The 18,005-nt window shown below is 67.7% G+C and carries 20 protein-coding genes; 5 read left to right on the plus strand and 15 right to left on the minus strand.

Going from position 1 to position 18,005, the window contains the following annotated elements; translation table 11 throughout:
• Positions 1-29 precede the first annotated feature (29 nt).
• A complete protein-coding gene (locus tag I5803_RS05050) occupies positions 30-713 on the plus strand; it encodes a GntR family transcriptional regulator (protein ID WP_196985303.1) in 684 nt (227 codons plus the stop codon).
• A gap of 91 nt (positions 714-804) precedes the next feature.
• Positions 805-1,797, plus strand: coding sequence for a Bug family tripartite tricarboxylate transporter substrate binding protein (locus I5803_RS05055; protein WP_196985304.1), 993 nt, complete (start codon positions 805-807; stop codon positions 1,795-1,797).
• Position 1,798: 1 nt separating this feature from the next.
• Here the strand turns inward: I5803_RS05055 and I5803_RS05060 are convergent, their stop codons facing one another.
• The 6 genes from I5803_RS05060 to I5803_RS05085 all read right to left on the minus strand — a co-directional run bounded on the left by I5803_RS05060 (position 1,799) and on the right by I5803_RS05085 (position 7,413).
• Positions 1,799-2,791: an aldo/keto reductase gene (locus tag I5803_RS05060; protein WP_196985305.1), complete on the minus strand. Its 993-nt coding sequence runs from the start codon at positions 2,789-2,791 to the stop codon at positions 1,799-1,801.
• Positions 2,788-3,681 (minus strand): NAD(P)-dependent oxidoreductase, encoded by an 894-nt coding sequence (locus tag I5803_RS05065; protein WP_196985306.1) that lies wholly within the window; start codon positions 3,679-3,681, stop codon positions 2,788-2,790. The genes I5803_RS05060 and I5803_RS05065 overlap by 4 nt, the downstream gene beginning before the upstream one ends.
• 15 nt (positions 3,682-3,696) lie before the next feature.
• Entirely contained in the window at positions 3,697-4,074 is a 378-nt protein-coding gene (locus I5803_RS05070; protein WP_196985307.1) for a carboxymuconolactone decarboxylase family protein, read from the minus strand.
• A gap of 34 nt (positions 4,075-4,108) precedes the next feature.
• Entirely contained in the window at positions 4,109-5,464 is a 1,356-nt protein-coding gene (locus tag I5803_RS05075) for an MmgE/PrpD family protein (protein WP_196985308.1), read from the minus strand.
• Positions 5,464-6,264, minus strand: coding sequence for an SDR family oxidoreductase (locus tag I5803_RS05080; protein ID WP_196985309.1), 801 nt, complete (start codon positions 6,262-6,264; stop codon positions 5,464-5,466). Before I5803_RS05080 ends, I5803_RS05075 begins: the two co-directional genes overlap by 1 nt.
• Positions 6,265-6,357: 93 nt before the next feature.
• Positions 6,358-7,413, minus strand: a complete 1,056-nt coding sequence (locus I5803_RS05085; RefSeq protein ID WP_231402336.1) for a LacI family DNA-binding transcriptional regulator — start codon at positions 7,411-7,413, stop codon at positions 6,358-6,360.
• A 116-nt stretch (positions 7,414-7,529) separates the two neighbouring features.
• Here I5803_RS05085 and I5803_RS05090 point away from each other — a divergent pair, with 116 nt between their 5' ends.
• Genes I5803_RS05090 through I5803_RS05100 form a run of 3 tightly spaced genes read left to right on the plus strand, consistent with a single transcriptional unit; the run spans position 7,530 to position 10,138 of the window.
• Complete coding sequence (locus I5803_RS05090; RefSeq protein ID WP_196985311.1) at positions 7,530-8,333, plus strand: N-acyl homoserine lactonase family protein; 804 nt, start codon at positions 7,530-7,532, stop codon at positions 8,331-8,333.
• A gap of 40 nt (positions 8,334-8,373) precedes the next feature.
• The gene (locus tag I5803_RS05095) at positions 8,374-9,351 is read left to right on the plus strand and encodes a tripartite tricarboxylate transporter substrate binding protein (protein ID WP_196985312.1); all 978 of its coding nucleotides are present in this window, start codon (positions 8,374-8,376) and stop codon (positions 9,349-9,351) included.
• Position 9,352: 1 nt separating this feature from the next.
• On the plus strand, positions 9,353-10,138 hold the full coding sequence (locus I5803_RS05100) for an SDR family NAD(P)-dependent oxidoreductase (RefSeq protein WP_196985313.1): 786 nt from the start codon (positions 9,353-9,355) through the stop codon (positions 10,136-10,138).
• Between the two features lie 2 nt (positions 10,139-10,140).
• On the opposite strand, the gene I5803_RS05105 is transcribed toward I5803_RS05100, so the two are convergent.
• From I5803_RS05105 to I5803_RS05145, 9 genes are all read right to left on the minus strand, one after another.
• Positions 10,141-11,121: a tripartite tricarboxylate transporter substrate binding protein gene (locus tag I5803_RS05105; RefSeq protein WP_231402337.1), complete on the minus strand. Its 981-nt coding sequence runs from the start codon at positions 11,119-11,121 to the stop codon at positions 10,141-10,143.
• A 1-nt stretch (position 11,122) separates the two neighbouring features.
• Positions 11,123-12,097 carry a tripartite tricarboxylate transporter substrate binding protein gene (locus I5803_RS05110; protein ID WP_196985314.1) on the minus strand — a complete coding sequence of 325 codons (975 nt, stop codon included), beginning with the start codon at positions 12,095-12,097 and terminating at the stop codon, positions 11,123-11,125.
• A 93-nt stretch (positions 12,098-12,190) separates the two neighbouring features.
• Positions 12,191-12,676 carry an FAS1-like dehydratase domain-containing protein gene (locus tag I5803_RS05115; protein WP_196985315.1) on the minus strand — a complete coding sequence of 162 codons (486 nt, stop codon included), beginning with the start codon at positions 12,674-12,676 and terminating at the stop codon, positions 12,191-12,193.
• Positions 12,673-13,143: a MaoC family dehydratase gene (locus I5803_RS05120; protein ID WP_196985316.1), complete on the minus strand. Its 471-nt coding sequence runs from the start codon at positions 13,141-13,143 to the stop codon at positions 12,673-12,675. The genes I5803_RS05115 and I5803_RS05120 overlap by 4 nt, the downstream gene beginning before the upstream one ends.
• A gap of 3 nt (positions 13,144-13,146) precedes the next feature.
• A complete protein-coding gene (locus tag I5803_RS05125; RefSeq protein WP_231402338.1) occupies positions 13,147-13,584 on the minus strand; it encodes a Zn-ribbon domain-containing OB-fold protein in 438 nt (145 codons plus the stop codon).
• Complete coding sequence (locus I5803_RS05130; protein ID WP_196985317.1) at positions 13,584-14,732, minus strand: thiolase family protein; 1,149 nt, start codon at positions 14,730-14,732, stop codon at positions 13,584-13,586. Before I5803_RS05130 ends, I5803_RS05125 begins: the two co-directional genes overlap by 1 nt.
• Positions 14,729-15,958 (minus strand): CaiB/BaiF CoA transferase family protein, encoded by a 1,230-nt coding sequence (locus I5803_RS05135; RefSeq protein WP_196985318.1) that lies wholly within the window; start codon positions 15,956-15,958, stop codon positions 14,729-14,731. Before I5803_RS05135 ends, I5803_RS05130 begins: the two co-directional genes overlap by 4 nt.
• Positions 15,955-17,202, minus strand: a complete 1,248-nt coding sequence (locus I5803_RS05140) for a CaiB/BaiF CoA transferase family protein (protein WP_196985319.1) — start codon at positions 17,200-17,202, stop codon at positions 15,955-15,957. The genes I5803_RS05135 and I5803_RS05140 overlap by 4 nt, the downstream gene beginning before the upstream one ends.
• A complete protein-coding gene (locus I5803_RS05145; RefSeq protein ID WP_196985320.1) occupies positions 17,199-17,981 on the minus strand; it encodes an enoyl-CoA hydratase/isomerase family protein in 783 nt (260 codons plus the stop codon). The genes I5803_RS05140 and I5803_RS05145 overlap by 4 nt, the downstream gene beginning before the upstream one ends.
• Positions 17,982-18,005 lie beyond the last annotated feature (24 nt).

Here is an 18,005-nt window from a genome sequence, read left to right on the forward strand (position 1 = left end):
TGATATATTAGCACATCAATACACGCGCCATGCCCCAGCCGATCCGCCTCGACCGCTACCGCCAGGCTTCGCCGCAGGTGTACGAATCCCTGCGCGAGATGATCCTGTCGCTCGAACTCGCGCCCGGCAGCACCCTGGTGCGTACCGAACTCGCGGCGCGCTTCGGGGTGAGCCAGACGCCGGTGCGCGACGCGCTGCAGCGCCTGCAGCACGAAAGCCTCGTGGACATCTTTCCGCAGGCCGCCACGCAGGTGAGCAAGATCGACCTGGCCCTCGCATCGCAGGCGCACTTCCTGCGGCGCTCGCTTGAGATGGAGATCGTGCGAACGCTCGCGCAGGAGCGGGACGCAGTGGTCATCGCGAAGCTGCGCGCGTGGATCGCTCAGCAGGTCGCCTTCGCCGCGGCGCGCGACCTCGAAGGCTTCTCCCGCGCGGACCAGTCCTTCCACTTCGAGATGTACGCGGCCTGCGGCCAGGAGCCTCTGCACCAGCTGGTGCGAAGCCTGAGCGGGCACATCGACCGGCTGCGCAACCTGCACGTGCCCACCCGCGGCAAGGTGCAGCGCATCGTCGCGGACCACACCGCGATCGTCGACGCGATTGCTGCTGGGTCGGTCAAGCGCGCACAGGACGCATTGCGCGAGCACCTGTCGGGGACGCTTGCGCAGGCGCAGGCCATCCGCAAGGCGCACCCCGGCTACTTCAGCGATTGAAAAGTCAATTGATGCGGCGCGCCTTGACAGCGCCGGGATGCCCGCCTATCGTGGGCGGTTAGCGCTAACACGCGTATCCTTCCACTGCACAATGTCCACCACCCGCATTTCCCACACCCGCCGTTCGCTCATCCATGCCGCGGCCCTGGCTGCCGCCGGTCTCACCACGGGAACCTCGTTCGCCCAGTCCGCCTATCCATCGAAAACGATCCGCATCCTGCTGCCCTTCCCCGCCGGCGGCAGCACGGACCCGATCGCCCGCCTGCTCGCGCAGAAGCTCAACGACGCCTGGGGCCAGCCCGTCATCGTGGACAACCGTCCCGGCGGCAACACGATCATCGGCACCGAAGCGCTGACGAAGGCCCCGGCCGACGGCCACACGCTGCTCTACACCGCGAGCACGCACGTGATCAACTCGCTGCTGATCCCCAACCTGCCCTACGACAGCGTGAAGGACTTCCAGCCCGTCGCGCTGATCGTGCGCAGCGAGTTCGTGCTCGTGGTGCATCCGTCGGTGCCCGCGAACAACCTGCAGGAATTCATCGCGCTCGCCAAGGCAAAACCCGGCGTCCTCAACTACGCCACCTCCGGCAACGGCAACCCCAACCATCTCGCGGGCGAATACTTCGGTATGGTCGCGGGCGTGAAGTTGAACAACGTCCCGTACAAAGGCGGGGGCCCTGCCATCTCGGACCTGCTCGGCGGCCAGGTGCAGGCGATGTTCTCGGTGCCCACGTCGGTGGCGGGCCACATCAAGGCCGGGAAGCTGCGCGCCCTCGCCTACACCGGGAGCATTCCGCTTCCCGGGCTCGCGGTGCCGAGCTTCGCGCAGGCAGGGCTTCCCAACTTCGACATCAATTCATGGAACGGCGTGTTCGTTGCGGCTGGGACGCCGCGGCCCATCGTCGACAAGCTGGCGGCGGAGATCGCGAAGATCCTCGCGATGCCCGACGTGAAGGAAAAATTTGCCGCGCAGGGACAGGACCCGTACTTCCTGGGCCCCGATCAGTTCGGCGCGATGCTCGCCTCGGACCGGCAGAAGTACGCCGGCATCATCAAGAGCGCCAACATCAAGATGGAATGAACTAGCGAGACGCGTCCCCCATGCGGAACTCGTGCGTCGCCTCGTCAAGCTTCGCGAGCAGCGCGGCATCCAGCTTCACCTCGTTCGCCGCGAACAGCTCCGGCATCTGCGCGAGTTTGCTCGCACCGAGAATCGCGCAGGTGACGCCCGGCTGCGCCATCACCCAGGCGAGCGAAAGGCGCAGCAGCGGGATGCCCGCCTCGTCCGCGATCTTCGAGAGCTTGCCGATGGCCTCGAACTCGCGTTCGTGCCAGTAGCGCTCCTTGTACATCTTCGCCGCGCCGCCCTGCCCGAAACGGCCCGAGGCGTCCGGCGCATTCAGGTCCCTGTGCTTGCCCGTCAGCAGCCCACCGGCCAGCGGGTTGTAGCAAAGCGTGCCGATGCCGTCTTCCTGGCACAGCGGAAAGAGGTCGCGCTCGAACTGGCGGAAAAGCAGGTTGTAGCGCGGCTGCGCCGTCGCGATCTTCACGACGCCCAGCGCTTCGCTGCGACCCAGCGCGCGGGCCAGGCGCCACGCCGTCCAGTTGGAAACGCCGACGTAACGCGCGCGGCCGCTCTTCACGATAGTGTCCAGCGCCTCCAGCGTTTCGTCGATCGAGGTGTCCGGGTCGTCGCGGTGCAACTGGTAAAGATCGACGTAGTCGGTGTCCAGGCGCTTGAGCGACGCGTCGATCGCATCGAGCAGGTGCTTGCGCGAATTGCCGCTGTCCCAGGGTAGCGGCCCCATGGGCGAGCTGCCCTTGGTCGCGAGGATGAAGTTGTGGCGCCTGCCCTTGAGCCAGCGGCCGACGATGCGCTCGGTCTCGCCGCGCACCTCGCCTTCGGAGCCCAGCGGATAGTTGTCCGCGACGTCGATGAAGTTCACCCCCGCCTGCGCGCAGGCGTCGAGGATGGTGAACGCATCGGGCTCGGCCGTCTGCGTGCCGAAGGTCATCGTGCCCATGCACATGCGGGAGACCTTCAGGCCGGTCGAGCCCAGTCGCGTCAACTTCATTTTTTCGAGTCCTTGGTCCAGTGTTCGATGGAAGTCACGAGCTCCGTCATGTCGCGCTGCATGCCGTCGGTGGCGCCCGCGAAGTTCCAGAGCTGGCGCACGGTGTTGCCGACCCACATCGGCACGCCCAGCGCCTCGCATTCTTCCACGGCCAGGCCGATGTCCTTGCACACGCTGGAAATCGGGAAGCCGAAGTCGAAGCTGCGCGGCAGCACCTGCTTCATGAACTTGTCCTGCGACGCGCCGCTGCGGCCGCTGCCGGCATTGATCGCGGCCATCATGACCTGCGGGTCGAGCCCGCCCTTGACCCCGGCGACGAAGGCCTCGGACGTAATGGCGAAGGCCGTCGAGCTCAGCATGTTGTTGAGCAGCTTGAGCAGCTGCGCCTGGCCCGGCTCCGGCCCGACCATGAACAGCTTGCCGAAAGCTTCGAGCAAGCCCTTCACCTGTGCCACCGCCTGCTCGCGTCCCGCGACCATCACGGCCAGCGTGCCCGCCTTCGCGCCGGCGGCCCCGCCGCTCACGGGCGCATCCACCAGGTCGATGCCCCTGGCGAGCAAGCCCGCCGCGGCGGCCTTGGTCGCTCGCGAGCCCACGGTCGAAAGGTCCACCACGACCTTCACCGCCTTGCCTTCCTTGATGCCCCCCTCGCCCACCATCACCTGCGTGAAGACGGCCGGGCTGGGGAGGCTGGTGAAGACGACGGGTGCGCGGTCGACGACGTCCTTGAGGCTCGCGCCGGCCTTCGCGCCCGCTTCCACCATCGCGCTGACGGCGGCGGGCGCTGCGTCGTACACGATGACTTCATGACCCTTGGCGAGAAGATGCTTCGCGATGGGGTTGCCCATCACGCCGACGCCGATGAAACCGATGATTCGCTTGTCTGCCATGTCAGTCTCCCGGGCTCAGATGCCCATGTCCTTGAACACCTGCCGCGCGATCTTGAAGCTCGACAGGCCCGCTGGCATGCCGCAATACACGGCGACCTGCAGGAAGCATTCCTTGATCTCGTCCTTGGTCACGCCGTTGTTGATGGCGCCGCGCACGTGGATCGCGAGTTCTTCCGGCTTGTTGAGCGCCGCGATCATGCCGAGGTTCAGGATGCTGCGGCTGCGGCGGTCCAGGCCCGGGCGGGTCCACACCTCGCCCCAGCAGAACTCGGTGACGAGCTCCTGCATGGGCATGCTGAAGTCGTCGGCGCCCTTGAGCGATGCCTCGACATAGCTTTCGCCGACGACCGCCTTGCGCACGGCGAGGCCTTTCTCGAACTGTTCCTTGTTCATGGAGATCTCCTTGGGATGATGGGAAATAAAAAAATCAGGCGCGCCCGGCCGCGAGCAGCATCAGGCTGCCGGCATCCGTGCGCGAATCGAGGGACCAGAGCGCATCGATGAGCGGCTGCGCCTCGCATCCGCTGTTGCCCCAGCGGCACAGCTCGCGCAGCTTCGCGTCGAGATCGGCGTCCGCGAGCGGCCCCTGCAAACTGCCGCGCGCCGCGGCGATGTGGCGGGACACCCGGGTGCCGTCGCGCAGATGCAGCAGGACTTGCGCGGCCTCGATCGCGTAGGCCGGATCGTCGTTGAAGCGCACGCGGGAAGACAGCGCGGACGCCGTTGCGTCCTGCATGCTCGCATCGCTGAATTCGTCGAGCCCGGCCCGGCCGCGCGAGAGCACCATCGCGATCGCGTGCTGGCCGCTTACCTGCGCCTCGCGCCCGGAGCGCGGACGCGCGCGGTCCGTGCGTTCCCGCAGCAAGGGGTGGCCGGTGAGTTCGACGCCCTCCACCTGCTCGAGGCGCACGCCATCCTCGTGGTACAGCGCCAGGCAGGCCTCGATGACCGGGTTGAGCACCACGCCGCAGGGATAGGGCTTGTAGGTGTTGTTCGAGAGTTCCCAGCGCTCGCCGAGACCTTGCGTGAGCGAGGCGAGATCCGCGTTATCGCCCATCACGCGCAGGAAGCCACGCTGCCCCTCGAGCGGCAGCGCCGGACCTTCGAAGCCGCGTTGCGCGAGCAGCGCGGACAACAGGCCGTTGGACGCCGAATTGCCCACCCCGATGCTCTTGGCCATGCTGCCCAGGGTTTCGACCAGCCCGGAGGACTGCGCCGACGCATGGCCGAGCGCCCAGTTCATGCGCTCCTCGTCCAGCCCGAGCAGCAGGCCACATGCAGCCGCCGCGCCGAACACGCCGCAGGTGGATGTGATGTGCCAACCGCGCTGGTAATGCCACGGCGACACCGCATTGCCGAGCCGGCATTCGATCTCCACGCCGAGCGCGAACGCGGTGAGCAGCGCCTGCCCGCTCACCGGCTGCATCTGCGCCAAGGCGAACACCGCCGGCGCGACCGGCGCGGTCGGATGGATGATGGTGGGCATGTGCGTGTCGTCGAAGTCGAACACGTTGCCGGCCATGGCATTGAGCGATGCGGCATGGAGCGCGTCGGTGCCCGCGGCGCGCCCGATCACCGTGCAGTCGCCGGCGGCCCGGAAGTCCGCGAACACCGAGGCCGCCGTCGTGATCGCCGGGTCGCGGCAACCCGCCAGCGCGGTGCCGAAGAAATTCACGAGCGAGCGCTTCGCTTCGTGCCGCACGGCTTGCGGGACGTCCGCCCAGCGCAGGCCTGCGGCGAACGTCGCGAGCGTGGCGCTGGCGCCGGTCGAAGTCGCGGCCATCAGCTTGCGAGCCAGCCGCCCTCGACGGGCAGCATGGCGCCGGTGATGTCGCGGCCGGCCGGCCCGCACAGGAAGACCATCAGGTCCGCCACGTGCGACGCTTCCACGAAGCGCAGGATCGGCTGCTTGCCCGCGAGGAAGAGCCGGGTCGCGTCGTCGCGGTCCAGGCCCTTTTCTTCCATGAGCGCCTGCACGCGCGTGTCGATCGAGGGCGTGAGCACCGAGCCCGGGCAGATGGCGTTGCAGGTGATGCCGGAATTGATCGTCTCGAGCGCCACGACGCGCGTCATGCCGAGCAGCGCGGTCTTGGTGGTGACGTAATCGATGCGGTTGGGCACCGCGCGCGAGCCGTACACGGAGGACATATTGAAGATGCGTCCCCATCCGCGCTCGCGCATGCCGGGCAGCGACAGGCGGATCGTGTGGAACGCGGCGCTGATGTTGACGGCGAGCGCGTTGTCCCACGCGTCCGTCGGGAACGATTCGATGGCGGAGAAGTGGCGGGTCACGGCGTTGTTCACCAGGACGTCCACGCGGCCGTGCTCTTTCGCGATGCGCGCGAACATGCCCTCGATCGCCTTCGGGTCCGCGAGGTCGGCCTTGATGTAGGCAGCGCTCACGCCGTGCTCGCGCTCCAGCGCGGCCTGGGCGGGACGCACCGAATCGGCGTCTTCGATGCCGTGCAGCACGAGGTTGCAGCCGGCTTTGGCGAGCCCCTGCGCCATGGCGTAGCCGATGCCCGCGGCGGAGCCCGTGACCAGTGCGGTCTTGCCCTTCAGGCTGGGAGAGGTAGGTTCCATGGAAAAGCCGGGACACGCCCGGTGAGCAGCATGCGTGATAGCGGTAACATTATCGCGCGAATGGATTGGCGACGCAAGGGCTTGCAAAGCCCCCTAGGTGCTCTCGCGCTGGATCACCTCGAACCCGAGGTCCAGCAGCACCGGCGCATCGTCGCCCCGCATCCGCCCGAGCAGAGCCTCGGCACTGCGCCGGCCGATCTCCAGGCGCGGCAGGCGCAGGCAGGTCAGGCGGGGGACGGTGTGCTGAAGGATGTCCAGGTCGTCGAAGCCGGCGATGGCGATGCGGCCCGGCACCTTCCAGCCGCGGCGCTGCGCCTCGAAAAGCGCGCCGATGGCCAGCACGTCGCCCGCGAAGAAGATCGCGTCCACGTCCGGGGCGCGCTGCATCATGTCCACCATCGCGTGCGAGCCCGAAGTGAGGCCGCCCGGGACTTCCATCATCAGGAGCGGATCCTTCGCGCGGCCCAGCGACTTGAGCCCGGCCAGGTAGCCCCGCTGGCGCTCCCGCGCGCGGCGGTTGGTGCGCGTGTCCAGGCTCACGAAGCCGATGCGCTTGAAGCCGCGCGAGGCCAGGTGCAGCGTCATGGCCTTGGCCGCATCGGCGTTGGAATAGCTCACCACCATGTCGATCGGGTCGCGGGGCACATCGCCCGTCTCGATCACCGGTACACCGGCGCGCTCGATCATCTGCAGCGCCTTGGGCGTGTGGTCGGTGTTGTGCAGGATGAGGCCGCCCACGCGCTGCGACAGGAAGGCGCCGATGAGCGCCTCCTCTTCCTGCATGGAATAGCCGCTGTCGGCGATCAGCAGGTGCATGCCGGCCGTGCGCAGCACGTCCGCGGTGCCCTTGACCGTGTCGGCGTAGAGCGAGTTCTGGATGCTGGGGACGATCTGCCCCACGACCGTGGAACGGTTCGACGCGAGGTTGGCGGCCACGCTGTTGGGCACGTAGCCGATCTTCTGCACGGCGTCGAGCACGGCCTTGCGCGTTTCCTCCGAGAGCTTTTGCGGTTCGCGCAGCGCGCGCGACACCGTCATCAGCGACACGCCCGCGGCATGCGCGACGTCCCGCATCCGCGCCCCCTGCCCTCCCGGACGGACCTTGGCTTCGGACACCCGGCTCTTCTTGGTTTCGGTCACAGTTGCCATGCGCCAAATCATATGCCACAAGGGCCTTTGGCAAGAAACGATGATAGCGGTATCATATGGCCAGCACGCAACACCGCTGACCGCACAGCATTTCGCACCCGGCGAGGACACCAGCCATGACAGCACCCGCAGACCCGTACCGCGTCTACGCCATCAAGTACGCCCACCACGCCCGCAGCTCCAGCGCCAACTTCATCGGCGGCGACACGCACGACGTGCCGATGCCGCTCGACTACTTCGTCTGGGCGGTGGTCGGCAAGGACCGCACCTTCCTCGTGGACACGGGCTTCGACCAGCCCGGCGCGGACAAGCGCGGGGGACGCAAGATCTCCACCCCCATCGACCAGGGGCTCGCCGCGGTGGGCATCTCCACCGAGTCGGTGAAGGACGTGATCATCACGCACATGCACTACGACCACGCGGGCAACCGCGACATGTTCCCCAATGCCCGCTACCACGTGCAGGACAAGGAAATGGAGTTCTGCACCGGCCGCTGCATGTGCCATCGCCCGCTCGCCGTGCACTTCGAACCGGAAGACGTGGCCAGCATGGTCAAGAAGGTCTTCAAGGGCAACGTCGCCTTCCACGACGGCGACGACGAGATCGCGCCGGGCCTGTCCGTGCACCACCTGGGCGGCCACACCGCCGGCCTGCAGGTCGTGCGCGTGTGGACGGCCAAGGGCTGGATGGTGCTCGCCTCCGACGCGTCTCACTTCTACGCCAACATCGAGCAGAAGCGGCCCTTCCCCGCCGTCTACAACGTGGCCGACATGATGGAAGGCTACCAGCGCATCTACAGCCTGGCCGACAAGCCCGAACTCGTCATCCCCGGCCACGACCCGATGGTGCTGCAGCGTTTCCCCGCCGAGACGCGCGAGCACGAGGGCTGGATCGCGCGCCTGGACGGCGACATGCGCTGAGCGCCGCGGCCGCCCCTTCCGACTTCACAAGGACACCGACATGCAGTTTTCCCGCCGCACCCTGGCAGCCGCGATCGCGGCCGCCGCACTCGCGCCCACGCTCGCGCTCGCCCAGGCCGCATGGCCCACGCGGCCCGTGCGCATCGTGGTCCCCTACCCGCCGGGCGGCAGCGTGGACCCGGTCGCGCGCATGATCGGCGAGAAGCTCACGGGCCTGTGGGGCCAGCAGGTCGTCATCGACAACAAGCCGGGCGCGAGCACCATCATCGGCACCGACGTCGTGGCGAAGTCCCCGCCCGACGGCTACACCTACCTGCTCACCGCCAGCACGCACGTGAGCAACCCGCTGCTCTTTCCCACCCTGCCCTACGACAGCGTGAAGGACTTCGCCCCGGTCGCGCCGCTCTACAAGGCCGAATTCGTGCTCGTCGCGAACCCGTCCGTCAAGGGCGCGACGCTGCAGGAATTCATCGCCGACGCCAAGGCGCACCCGGGCCAGTACAGCTATGCCTCCGCCGGCGCGGGCAACGCGAACCACATGGCCGCCGAGCTCTTCGCGATGATGACGGGCACCAAGCTGCTGCACGTGCCCTACAAGGGCGGCGGGCCGTTGCTGACGGACCTGATGAGCAACCAGGTGCAGCTGTATTTTGCGGTGCCCATCACGGTGATCCCGCACTTGCAGACCGGTAAGCTCAAGGCCTTCGCCACGACGGCGGAGACGCGCCTGCCGCTCATGCCCAACGTGCCCACCTTCAAGGAAGCCGGCCTGCCGGGCTTCGGCATGCGCTCGTGGCTGGGCGTGCTCGCACCGGCCAACACGCCGAAGGACATCGTGAACAAGGTGTCCGCCGACATTGCCAAGGTGCTCGCGATGCCGGACGTGCGTGAGCGCCTGCAAAGCCAGGGCCAGATCCCCTTCATCGCCACCCCGGAGCAATTCGGCACGATCATGAAGGAAGACACCGCGGAATTCGCGCGCGTCATCAAGGCCGCCAATATCAAGATCGACCAATAGCATGTTCGAAGGCTGGGGTGTCGTCATCACCGGCGCCGGCAGCGGCATGGGAGCCGAGGCGGCACGCCGCTTCGCGCGCGAAGGCGCGCGGGTCGTCGTATCGGACATCGACGGCGCGGCGGCCAATGCCGTGGCACTCGAAATCGCGGCACCAGGTCCACGCGATGAACCGGTCCGTGCGATCGGCGTCGCCTGCGACGTCGCATCGGCCCAGGATTGCGCGCGTCTCGTCGCCTCGGCCGAATCGTTCTTCGGCGCCCCCGTCGATGTGTTCCTCGCCAATGCCGGCGTGAGCTTCGCGGGCGACTTCCTCACCGCCGACCCCGAGGCGCTCAAGCGCATCGTGGACGTGAACGTGACGGGCAGCGTGTTCTCCGCGCAAGCGGCGCTGCGCAGCCTCGTGAAGAGCCGGCGCGCGAGCCTGATCTTCACGAGTTCGATCAGCGGGGTGACGGCCCGCGCCAAGCGCAGCGTCTACAACGCGTCCAAGCACGCGCTCGCGGGCCTCGTGAAATCGCTGGCGCTCGAATTCGGCCCGGCCGGCGTGCGCGTGAATGCGATCGCGCCGGGCTCGACCGACACCCCCTTCCTGCGCACGCACCTGGCCAAGGTGGAAGACGACGTCGACGCCGCCGTGGCGCGCATCGTGAGCGCGATGCCCACGGGGCGCCTCGTTTCACCGGAAGACTTCGCGGACGCCGCGGTGTTCCTCGCCTCGCCCGCGGCGAAATCGATCACCGGCCACACGCTGCTGCTCGACGGCGGGGCAGCGTCAGGCCGGATGTAGGGTCACTGGACCTGAAGGCCCTTGTCCTTCACGATCTTCGTCCACTTCGTCACCTCGCCGGCCACGAACTTCTTCGCGTCGGCGCGAGAGTTGCCCACGGCGTCGATGCCGTCGCGCTCGAAGAATTGCTTCATCACCGGGCGATGCATGGCCTCCAGCGTGGCGGCATGCAGGCGGTCCAGGACGGCCGGCGGCGTGCCGGCCGGTGCGGCGAGCACGAACCAGTTGAGCGCCTCGAAGCCCGGCAGCACCTCCGCGATCGCGGGCGTATTCGGCAGCGTGGCCATGCGCTTCGCACCGGTTGTCGCGAGCAGCTTGAGCTTGCCGGAGCGCACGTGCGGCATGGACGACGCGGGGTTGTCCACCATCACGTCGACTTGCCCGCCGATGAGGTCGGTGAAGGCCGCACCCGCGCCCTTGTAGGGCACGTTGGTGAACTTGACGTTCGCCATCGTGCTCATGAGCTCGGTCGCCAGCGCCTGGATGCCCGTGCTCGCGCTGAGCGCAAAATTCACGGGCGCGCCGGCTTTCGCCACAGCGAGCAGGTCCTGCACGTTGTTCGCCTTGAAGTTGACGTTGGCCACGAGCACCTGCGGCGTGGAGCCGATGATGGTGACAGCCTCGAAGTCCTTCACCGGGTCGTAAGGGACCTTGGGATAGAACGCGGGCGTGGTGCCGAAAGCGGCCGACGAAATGAGCAGCGTGTAGCCGTCCGCCTGCGCGCGCGCGACCTCCATCGCACCGATCTGCCCCGTGTTGCTCGCCTTGTTGTCGACGATGACGTTGGCCTTCAGGATCTCGCCGAGCTCCTTGGCGAAAGGCCGCGCGAGCGCATCGACCCCGCCGCCAGGGGCGAAGGGCACGATGATGCGGATGGTCTTGTCGGGGAACTCGGCGCTGGCGAGGCCGGCAAGGCCGAACTGCAGGGCGAGGAATGCGGATGCGCAGCGCGCGAGGGTCTTGGTCGAAAACATCCAGTTCATTTCAGTCGAGTTTGACATTGGCCGCCTTGATGATCTTCCCGAACTTGTCCATGTCGCTCCTCATCACGGCGTCGAACTGCTCCTGCGTCGTGGTGTAGCGGTCCATGCCGGCGACGTCGAGCTTCTCCTTCATCTCGGGCAGCGCCATGATGCGGTTCACTTCCGCGCCGATCTTCGCGACGATGTCCTTCGGCGTGCCGGCAGGCGCGAGCAGGCCGTACCAGATGCGCACTTCATACCCCGGCAGGCCCGCCTCCGACATGGTCGGCACGTCGGGCAAGAGCGGCATGCGCTTCGGGCTGGAGACGGCCAGCGCCTTCAGCTTGCCGCTTCGGATGTGCGGCATCACGATGATCGGGCTGCCCATGCTGAACTGCACCTGGCCGCCGACGAGATCGGTGATGGCCGGGCCGCCGCCCTTGTACGGCACGTGCGTGGTCTTGATGCCGGCCATCATGTTGAGCAGCTCGCCCGCCAGGTGGTTGGGGTTGCCGCTGCCGGCGGAGGAGAAGTTCAATGCGCCCGGCTTGGACTTGGCGAGCGCGATGAACTCCTTGAGGTTGTTGGCCGGCACCTGCGCGGCGTTGGTGACGAGGATCATGTCCGTCGTGCTCACGGTCGCCACGGTGACGAAGTCCTTGATCGGGTCGTAGCTCGTCGGCAGCAACTGCGGATTGGTGACGTGCGACGACGCCGTGAGCAGCAGCGTGTAGCCGTCCGCCGGCGCCTTGGCGACGTACTCGGTGCCGATCACCGTGTTGCCGCCCGGGCGGTTGTCCACGATCACCTGCTGGCCGAAGGTCTCGCCCATCTTCTGGCTGATCACGCGCGCCAGCGGGTCCACGCTGCCGCCCGGCGGGAAGGGGACGACGATGCGCATCGGCTTGGTCGGGAAGGCGCCCTGCGCGCCTGCGGCCAACGGCGCCGCGGCGATGCACGCCGCCATCAGGCAGGCGGTCAGCGAAAAGGGTTTCATGAATGTCTCCTGGATATGATAGCGCTAACTTGATGGACGAATTTTGCGGCGCGCGCCCGCCCCTGTCAAGGCGGACACTCCCGTCAACCGTTTTCAGCGGCGGATGTTGGTGGTGGACATGACGGCGCAGAGCTGGCCGCGCTGGTTGTGGAATTCGCGGCGGCTGACGACGAAAGCCATCAGGCCCGACTTGCCGGATTTGACGGACGTTTCCGTCACCGCCGCCGTCATCGTGAGCGTGTCGCCGACGATCATCGGCTCGTGGAATTCGTACGCGTCGCCGCCGTGCAGCGTCGCCTTGCCGAAGTCGAAGACGAGCGGCGAGGTGCGGCAATTGAAGAAGGCTTGCCAGATGAGCGGCCAGGGCGCGACGATGCCGCGATAGCCGCGCGCCCTGGCCGCGGCCGCGTCGTAGTGGATGGGGTCCATGTTGCCCAGCGCGAGCGCCATCCGCCGCGCGGACAGCTCTTCGATGGGCAGCGTGTCGGGCTCGCCGACGGGGCCGTGCATCGCGCGCAGGCTCGCCTCGATGGCGCCGACGTCGGGCGCGGGCGACCCGGCGGGCTGGATCTCGCTCATGCGGTCTTCCCTTCGCGCAGCGGCAGTTCCGCGACGAGGCCGCCCGGCGTCGTGACCTTGCCGTCCTGGTTGACGATGCTGCATTCGATGTCGAGCATGCCCTTGCCGCCCTCCACCCACGCGCGCTTCACGCTCGCATGGATGTGCGCGAGGTCGCCCGGCATCGTGGTGGCGGTGTTGCGGTCCCAGAAGGACGCCACGCGCGCGCGGCTGCCGACCCAGTTCGTCACTTCGGTCAACATGTAGCACGCCATGAACGGGCCGGAGAGCAGCAGGCCCGGCAGGCCCACTTCCTTCGCCGCCTTCGCGTCGTGGTGGAACTCGGAGGCGTAGTTGTCGCAGGCGGCGGCCCAGCGCACCTGGTGCCCCGCGGTCATCGGGCCCTTGGTGACGACGGGCATCTGCGCGCCTTCGGGAAATTCATCGAAGTAGCGCGCAGGCGGCTCCTTCGTGTCGACCTTGAACATGGCTCAGGACTCCTTGCGCGGCTTGAAGCGCGGAATGGTGATCTCGGGCGTGACGGCGTCGAAGCTCACTTCGACAGCATCGCCGACGCGGACCTGGTCGTTCGCAACGCCCACGATGTTGCTGAACAGGCGCGGTCCCTCCTCGAGCTGGACCATCGCGACGTTGTACGGAAGGTCCGCCTTGAAGCCCGGGTGGTAGGCCTGGTGGAATACGATGTAGGAGAACACGGTGCCGCGCCCGGACATCGCCGTCCACTCGGCTTCGTCGGACAGGCAGCGCGGGCAGAAGCGGTTGATGGGGTAGCGCACGTGCCCGCAGGGCGTGCACTTCTGCAGCTTGAGCACGCCCTCACGGCAGGCTTGCCAGAACGGCGTGTTCTCGTCGTTCAGGGTGGGCAGCGGCTTCGGGTAGCCCGTGACCGCGTCGACCATGCCTTCCATCATCCCCTCCTCAGCACGAGCGCATTCGCGCAGTTGAGCGCCATGCCGCGCCCGGTGACGAGCGTCACCTCGGCGCCGGCCACCTGGCGCGGTCCGCACTGGCCGCGCATCTGCTTCACGCCTTCGACGATGTGCAGCCAGCCTTCCATGAACGATTCCGACAGGTTGCCGCCCGCCGTGTTGACGGGAAGCTCGCCGCCCAGGCGGATGCGGCCGTTCTCGACGAAGGCGCCCGCCTCGCCGACGCCGCAGAAGCCGCCATGCTCCAGCCACAGCAGCACGCTGGGCGTGAAGTTGTCGTAGAGCTGCGCGACATCGATGTCTTTCGGCCCGACACCCGCCATCGCATACGCATCCTGCACCGCGCGCTTCTGGTGCGGCGCGTACCACCAGTCTTCGGTGCCCAGGTTCTGCGTGGTGTAGGCCTGGCCCATGCCCGACAGCAGCACGCGCGGCTGCTTCAGGTCCTTCGCATGTTCTGCACTGGATACGATGACGCACACGCCGCCGTCGGAGACGAGGCAGCAGTCGAGCAGGTGCAGCGGCTCCACGATCCAGCGGGACGCCTGGTGGTCTTCCACCGTGATCGGCTTGCGCATCTGCGCCTCGGGATTGAGCGAGGCGTGGTAGCGGCACGCGACCGCGATCTCCGCGAGCTGGCGGCTCGTCGTGCCGTACAGCGCCATGTGGCGCGATGCGGTGATCGCGCTGTTCGCGGCCGCGGAGAGGTAGCCCCAGATCGCCGACGAATCGCCCCAGCCCTGCGCGCGGTCGAACTTGCCGCCGCCCGTGGCCGCCGCATCGCCGAACAGGCAGGCGACGTGCGTGGCCAGGCCCGCATTGATCGCCATCACCGCCTGCTGGATCAGCGCGCCGGCGGTCGCGCCGCCCATGTACATCGAACCGGTGAAGCGCGGGTCGATGCCCATCGTCTCGCCCAGGCGCAGGTAGTTGAGCGGTCCTTCCGGGGAGGTCTGCCCGCCCAGCGACAGGAGCCCGTCGATCTGGTCCTTGCGCAGGCCGCTGTCGTCGAGCGCGCGCTTGAATGCTTCGACCGCGAGCGACACGGCGGTCGAGCCGGGCACCTTGCCCTGCGGGCTGGCCCCGACGCCGACGATCGCGCAATGGTCACGCAGCGAGGTGGTCATTTGAGGACCTGCTCCGCTTCGAGCGCGTCGATCTCCGCATCGCCCAGCCCCAGCATGTCGCGCAGGATCTCGCGCGTGTGCTCGCCCAGCAGCGGCGCGGGCCGCGTGGGCTGCACCGGCGTGCGCGAGAAGCGGAACGGCAGGTTGTTGTAGAGCGACTCGCCCATCTCGGCGTGCGGCAGGCGCACCCAGTGGCCGCGATGTGCGAGCTGCGGGTCCACGCGTGTGACGTCGTGCGCGTCCTGCACGGCGCCCGCAGGCACACCCTTGGCCTGCAACTTCTGCATCAGCTCCTGCGCATCCTGCTTCGCGGTCCACTCGCCCAGCAGCCGATTGAGTTCCTCACGATCGCGATAACGCTGCGGCATGGTCTGCCAGCGCGCTTCCAGTGCCCACGCGGGACTGCCCATGGCATCCACGAGGGCCGACCATTGCGCGTCGTCCATCACCGTGATCGCGATCCAGCGGTCCTTGCCGGCAGCCGGATACACGCCGTGCGGCGCCGCCCACGGGTGGTCGCTGCCGCGCCTGTCCTGCAGGCGCCCGTTGACGGTGAGGTCGAGGAAGGTCGGGCCCATCAGCGACAGCATCGGCTCCGTCTGCGCGAAGTCGATGAACTGGCCTTGCCCGGTGCGCCGGCGATGCCGCAGCGCCGCCAGCAGCGCGAACGCGGCGTGGCAGGGATTGGGCAGGTGGTCGGGGTAGTTCGTGCCGGTGCCCGCGGGGATGCGATCCGGCAAACCGCTCAGGTACTGGATGCCCGTCAGCGCGGCGATGCTGCTGCCCGTGCCGCGGAAGTCGCGCTGCGGGCCCTTGGAGCCCTGCATCGACATCGCGAGATAGATGATGTCCGGCTTCATCTTCGCGCAGTCCTCGGGGCCGAGTCCGAACTTCTCCATCACGCCCGCCGCGAAGTTGTTCGCGACGATGTCGCTCTTCGCGATGAGCTTCCTGATCACTCCCAGCGCCTTCGGGTGCTTCATGTCGATCGTGATGCCGCGCTTGCTGGAATTGCGGTCGGCGAAGTAGCCGCTGCGATTCACGCCCGGCTTGCCGTCCTTGTAGGGACCCGCGAGGCGCAGCGAATCGAGGCGCGTGGACGTCTCGATCTTGATCACGTCGGCGCCCATGTCGCCGAAGATCTTGGTCGTGTAGCTGCCCGCGCCGATCCAGCAGAAGTCGGCGACGAGCAGCCCGGCAAGCGGGAGTTTCCGTGGCGCGTTCATGCCGCGACTCCCATGGAGACGAGGCGGGACACTTCGTCGCGGGCCACGCCGATCTCGTTCAAGACTTCCACCGTGTGCTCCCCGAGCGCGGGCGCCGGGCGGCGCACCTGCCACGGCGTGCCGGACATCACATAGGGCGCGCCGGGCATCGAGGCCGCCTGCTCGAGCAGCGGATGCGTGAACGGCACGAAATGGCCGCGCGCCTGCAGCTGCGGGTTCTCCAGGAGGTCGGCCGGCGTGCTCACCGGCGCGAGCGGGATGCCGCGCTTCTGCCCTTCGCTGTACAGCCATGCCTTGGTGTGCTGCCGCGACCAGTTCATGAAAAGCTCCGCGAACACGTCGCGTGCTTCGTCGCCCTTCAGGTACTCGAGGTCGGACCATTCGGGGCCCAGCAGGCGCTCGGCGCCCACCATGCCCTCGTCCTTGAACCACTGCATGCTGCGCGACCACGCCGGGCTGTTGCCGATGCCGCGCGAGCCGAGGAAGATGTAGCCGTCCTTGCATTCGAAGAGACCGTAGCCCGCGAAGCGCTGGTCGCCCAGCGGACGCTGGCGGATCACGCCTTCGAGATCGTAGGTCTGCGCCGCATTCTCCAGCGCGAGCGTCACGCTCTCCTGCATGGAGATGTCCACGTGTTGGCCCTGCCCTGTCAGCTCGGCGTCGGTGACGGCCAGCATCGCGGCGACACCGCCATACATCGCAGCGCACTTGAACGCCTGGTCGCCGTGCGCCTGCGTGGGCGCCGCGTCGCGGTAGCCGCCCATGTGCAGCAGCCCGCCCATCGCGAGGCCGACGAGGTCGGTCGCCTGCATTTGCGCGTAGGGGCCGGTCTGGCCGAAGGGCGTGATGCTTGCCATGCAGATCGACGTCCTGCGCCTGGCGAGCGTCTCGTAGCCGATGCCGCGCGCGTCCATCCATCCCGGCGCAAAGGTCTCGATCACGAGGTCGGCGGTCGCCGCCAGGTCGCGGAACAACTGCTGCCCGCTCGCCGTGTCGAGGTCCAGGCAGATGCCGCGCTTGCTCGTGTTCTGGTAGGCGAAGTTCAAGCTGCGCTCCACGCCGGCGACGTCGCCGATGAAGGGCGGTTCGCGCCGCAGCTGCGTGCCGCCGGGTGGCTCCACCAGCACGACATCCGCGCCCATGTCCGCGAAGAGCTTGCCCGTGTAGTTGCCCATCGGGCCCGAGAGATCGAGAACGCGCAGGCCCTCCAGCGCCGCGGGTGCGGCCTTTCCAGTCGAAGTCATTTCATCTTCCACACCGGGTCGCGCTTTTCCGCGAAGGCCTTGCGGCCCTCCACGCGGTCCTCGGTGTCCTTCAGGATGCCGTACATGTACTTGTCCACCTGCAACGCGTGCGTGAGCGGCATGTCCTGCCCGCGCGTGACGAGTTGCTTGACCGCGCGCACTGCGAGCGGCGCGTTTTGCGCGATGCGCTTGCCCAGCGCGATGGCCGTGGGCATCAGCTCGGCCGCGGGGACGACCTTGCTGCACAGGCCCATGCGCAGCGCCTCATGCGCGTCGATCATGTCGCCGGTGAGCAGGAGCATCATCGCGTCGCTCTTCGAAATCGACCGCGGCAGGCGCTGGATGCTGCCGCCCCAGGGAATGCTGCCGCGCTTGACTTCGGTCAGCCCGAACTTCGCGTTCTCGGAGGCGATGCAGATGTCGCACGCGGTGATGAGCTCGGTGCCGCCGGCCAAGGCGTAGCCGTTGACGGCCGCGATGATGGGCTTGTCGGTCTCGAGGCCCTGGAAGGCGCTGCCCGTGTCGCCGCGGCCGAGCAGCTGCTGCGCGTAGCTGTCGTTCGGGTCGGGCATGGTCTTCTTGAGGTCGGCGCCCGTGCAGAAAGCCTTGTCGCCGGCCCCGGTGAAGATGATGACGTGGATGCCGTCGTCCTTCTTCATGCGGTCGTAGAAGGCGTACAGCTCCTGGCGCATCTCCGGGTCGATGGAGTTCATCGCATGCGGGCGGTTGAACTCCACCACGCACACCTTGTCCTCCACCGTGATGTTGAGGTTGGGCATGTTCGCCGTCCTTTATGTTAGCGC

The sequence above is a fragment of the Caenimonas aquaedulcis genome (assembly GCF_015831345.1).
Classification (GTDB): Bacteria; Pseudomonadota; Gammaproteobacteria; order Burkholderiales; family Burkholderiaceae_C; genus Ramlibacter; species Ramlibacter aquaedulcis.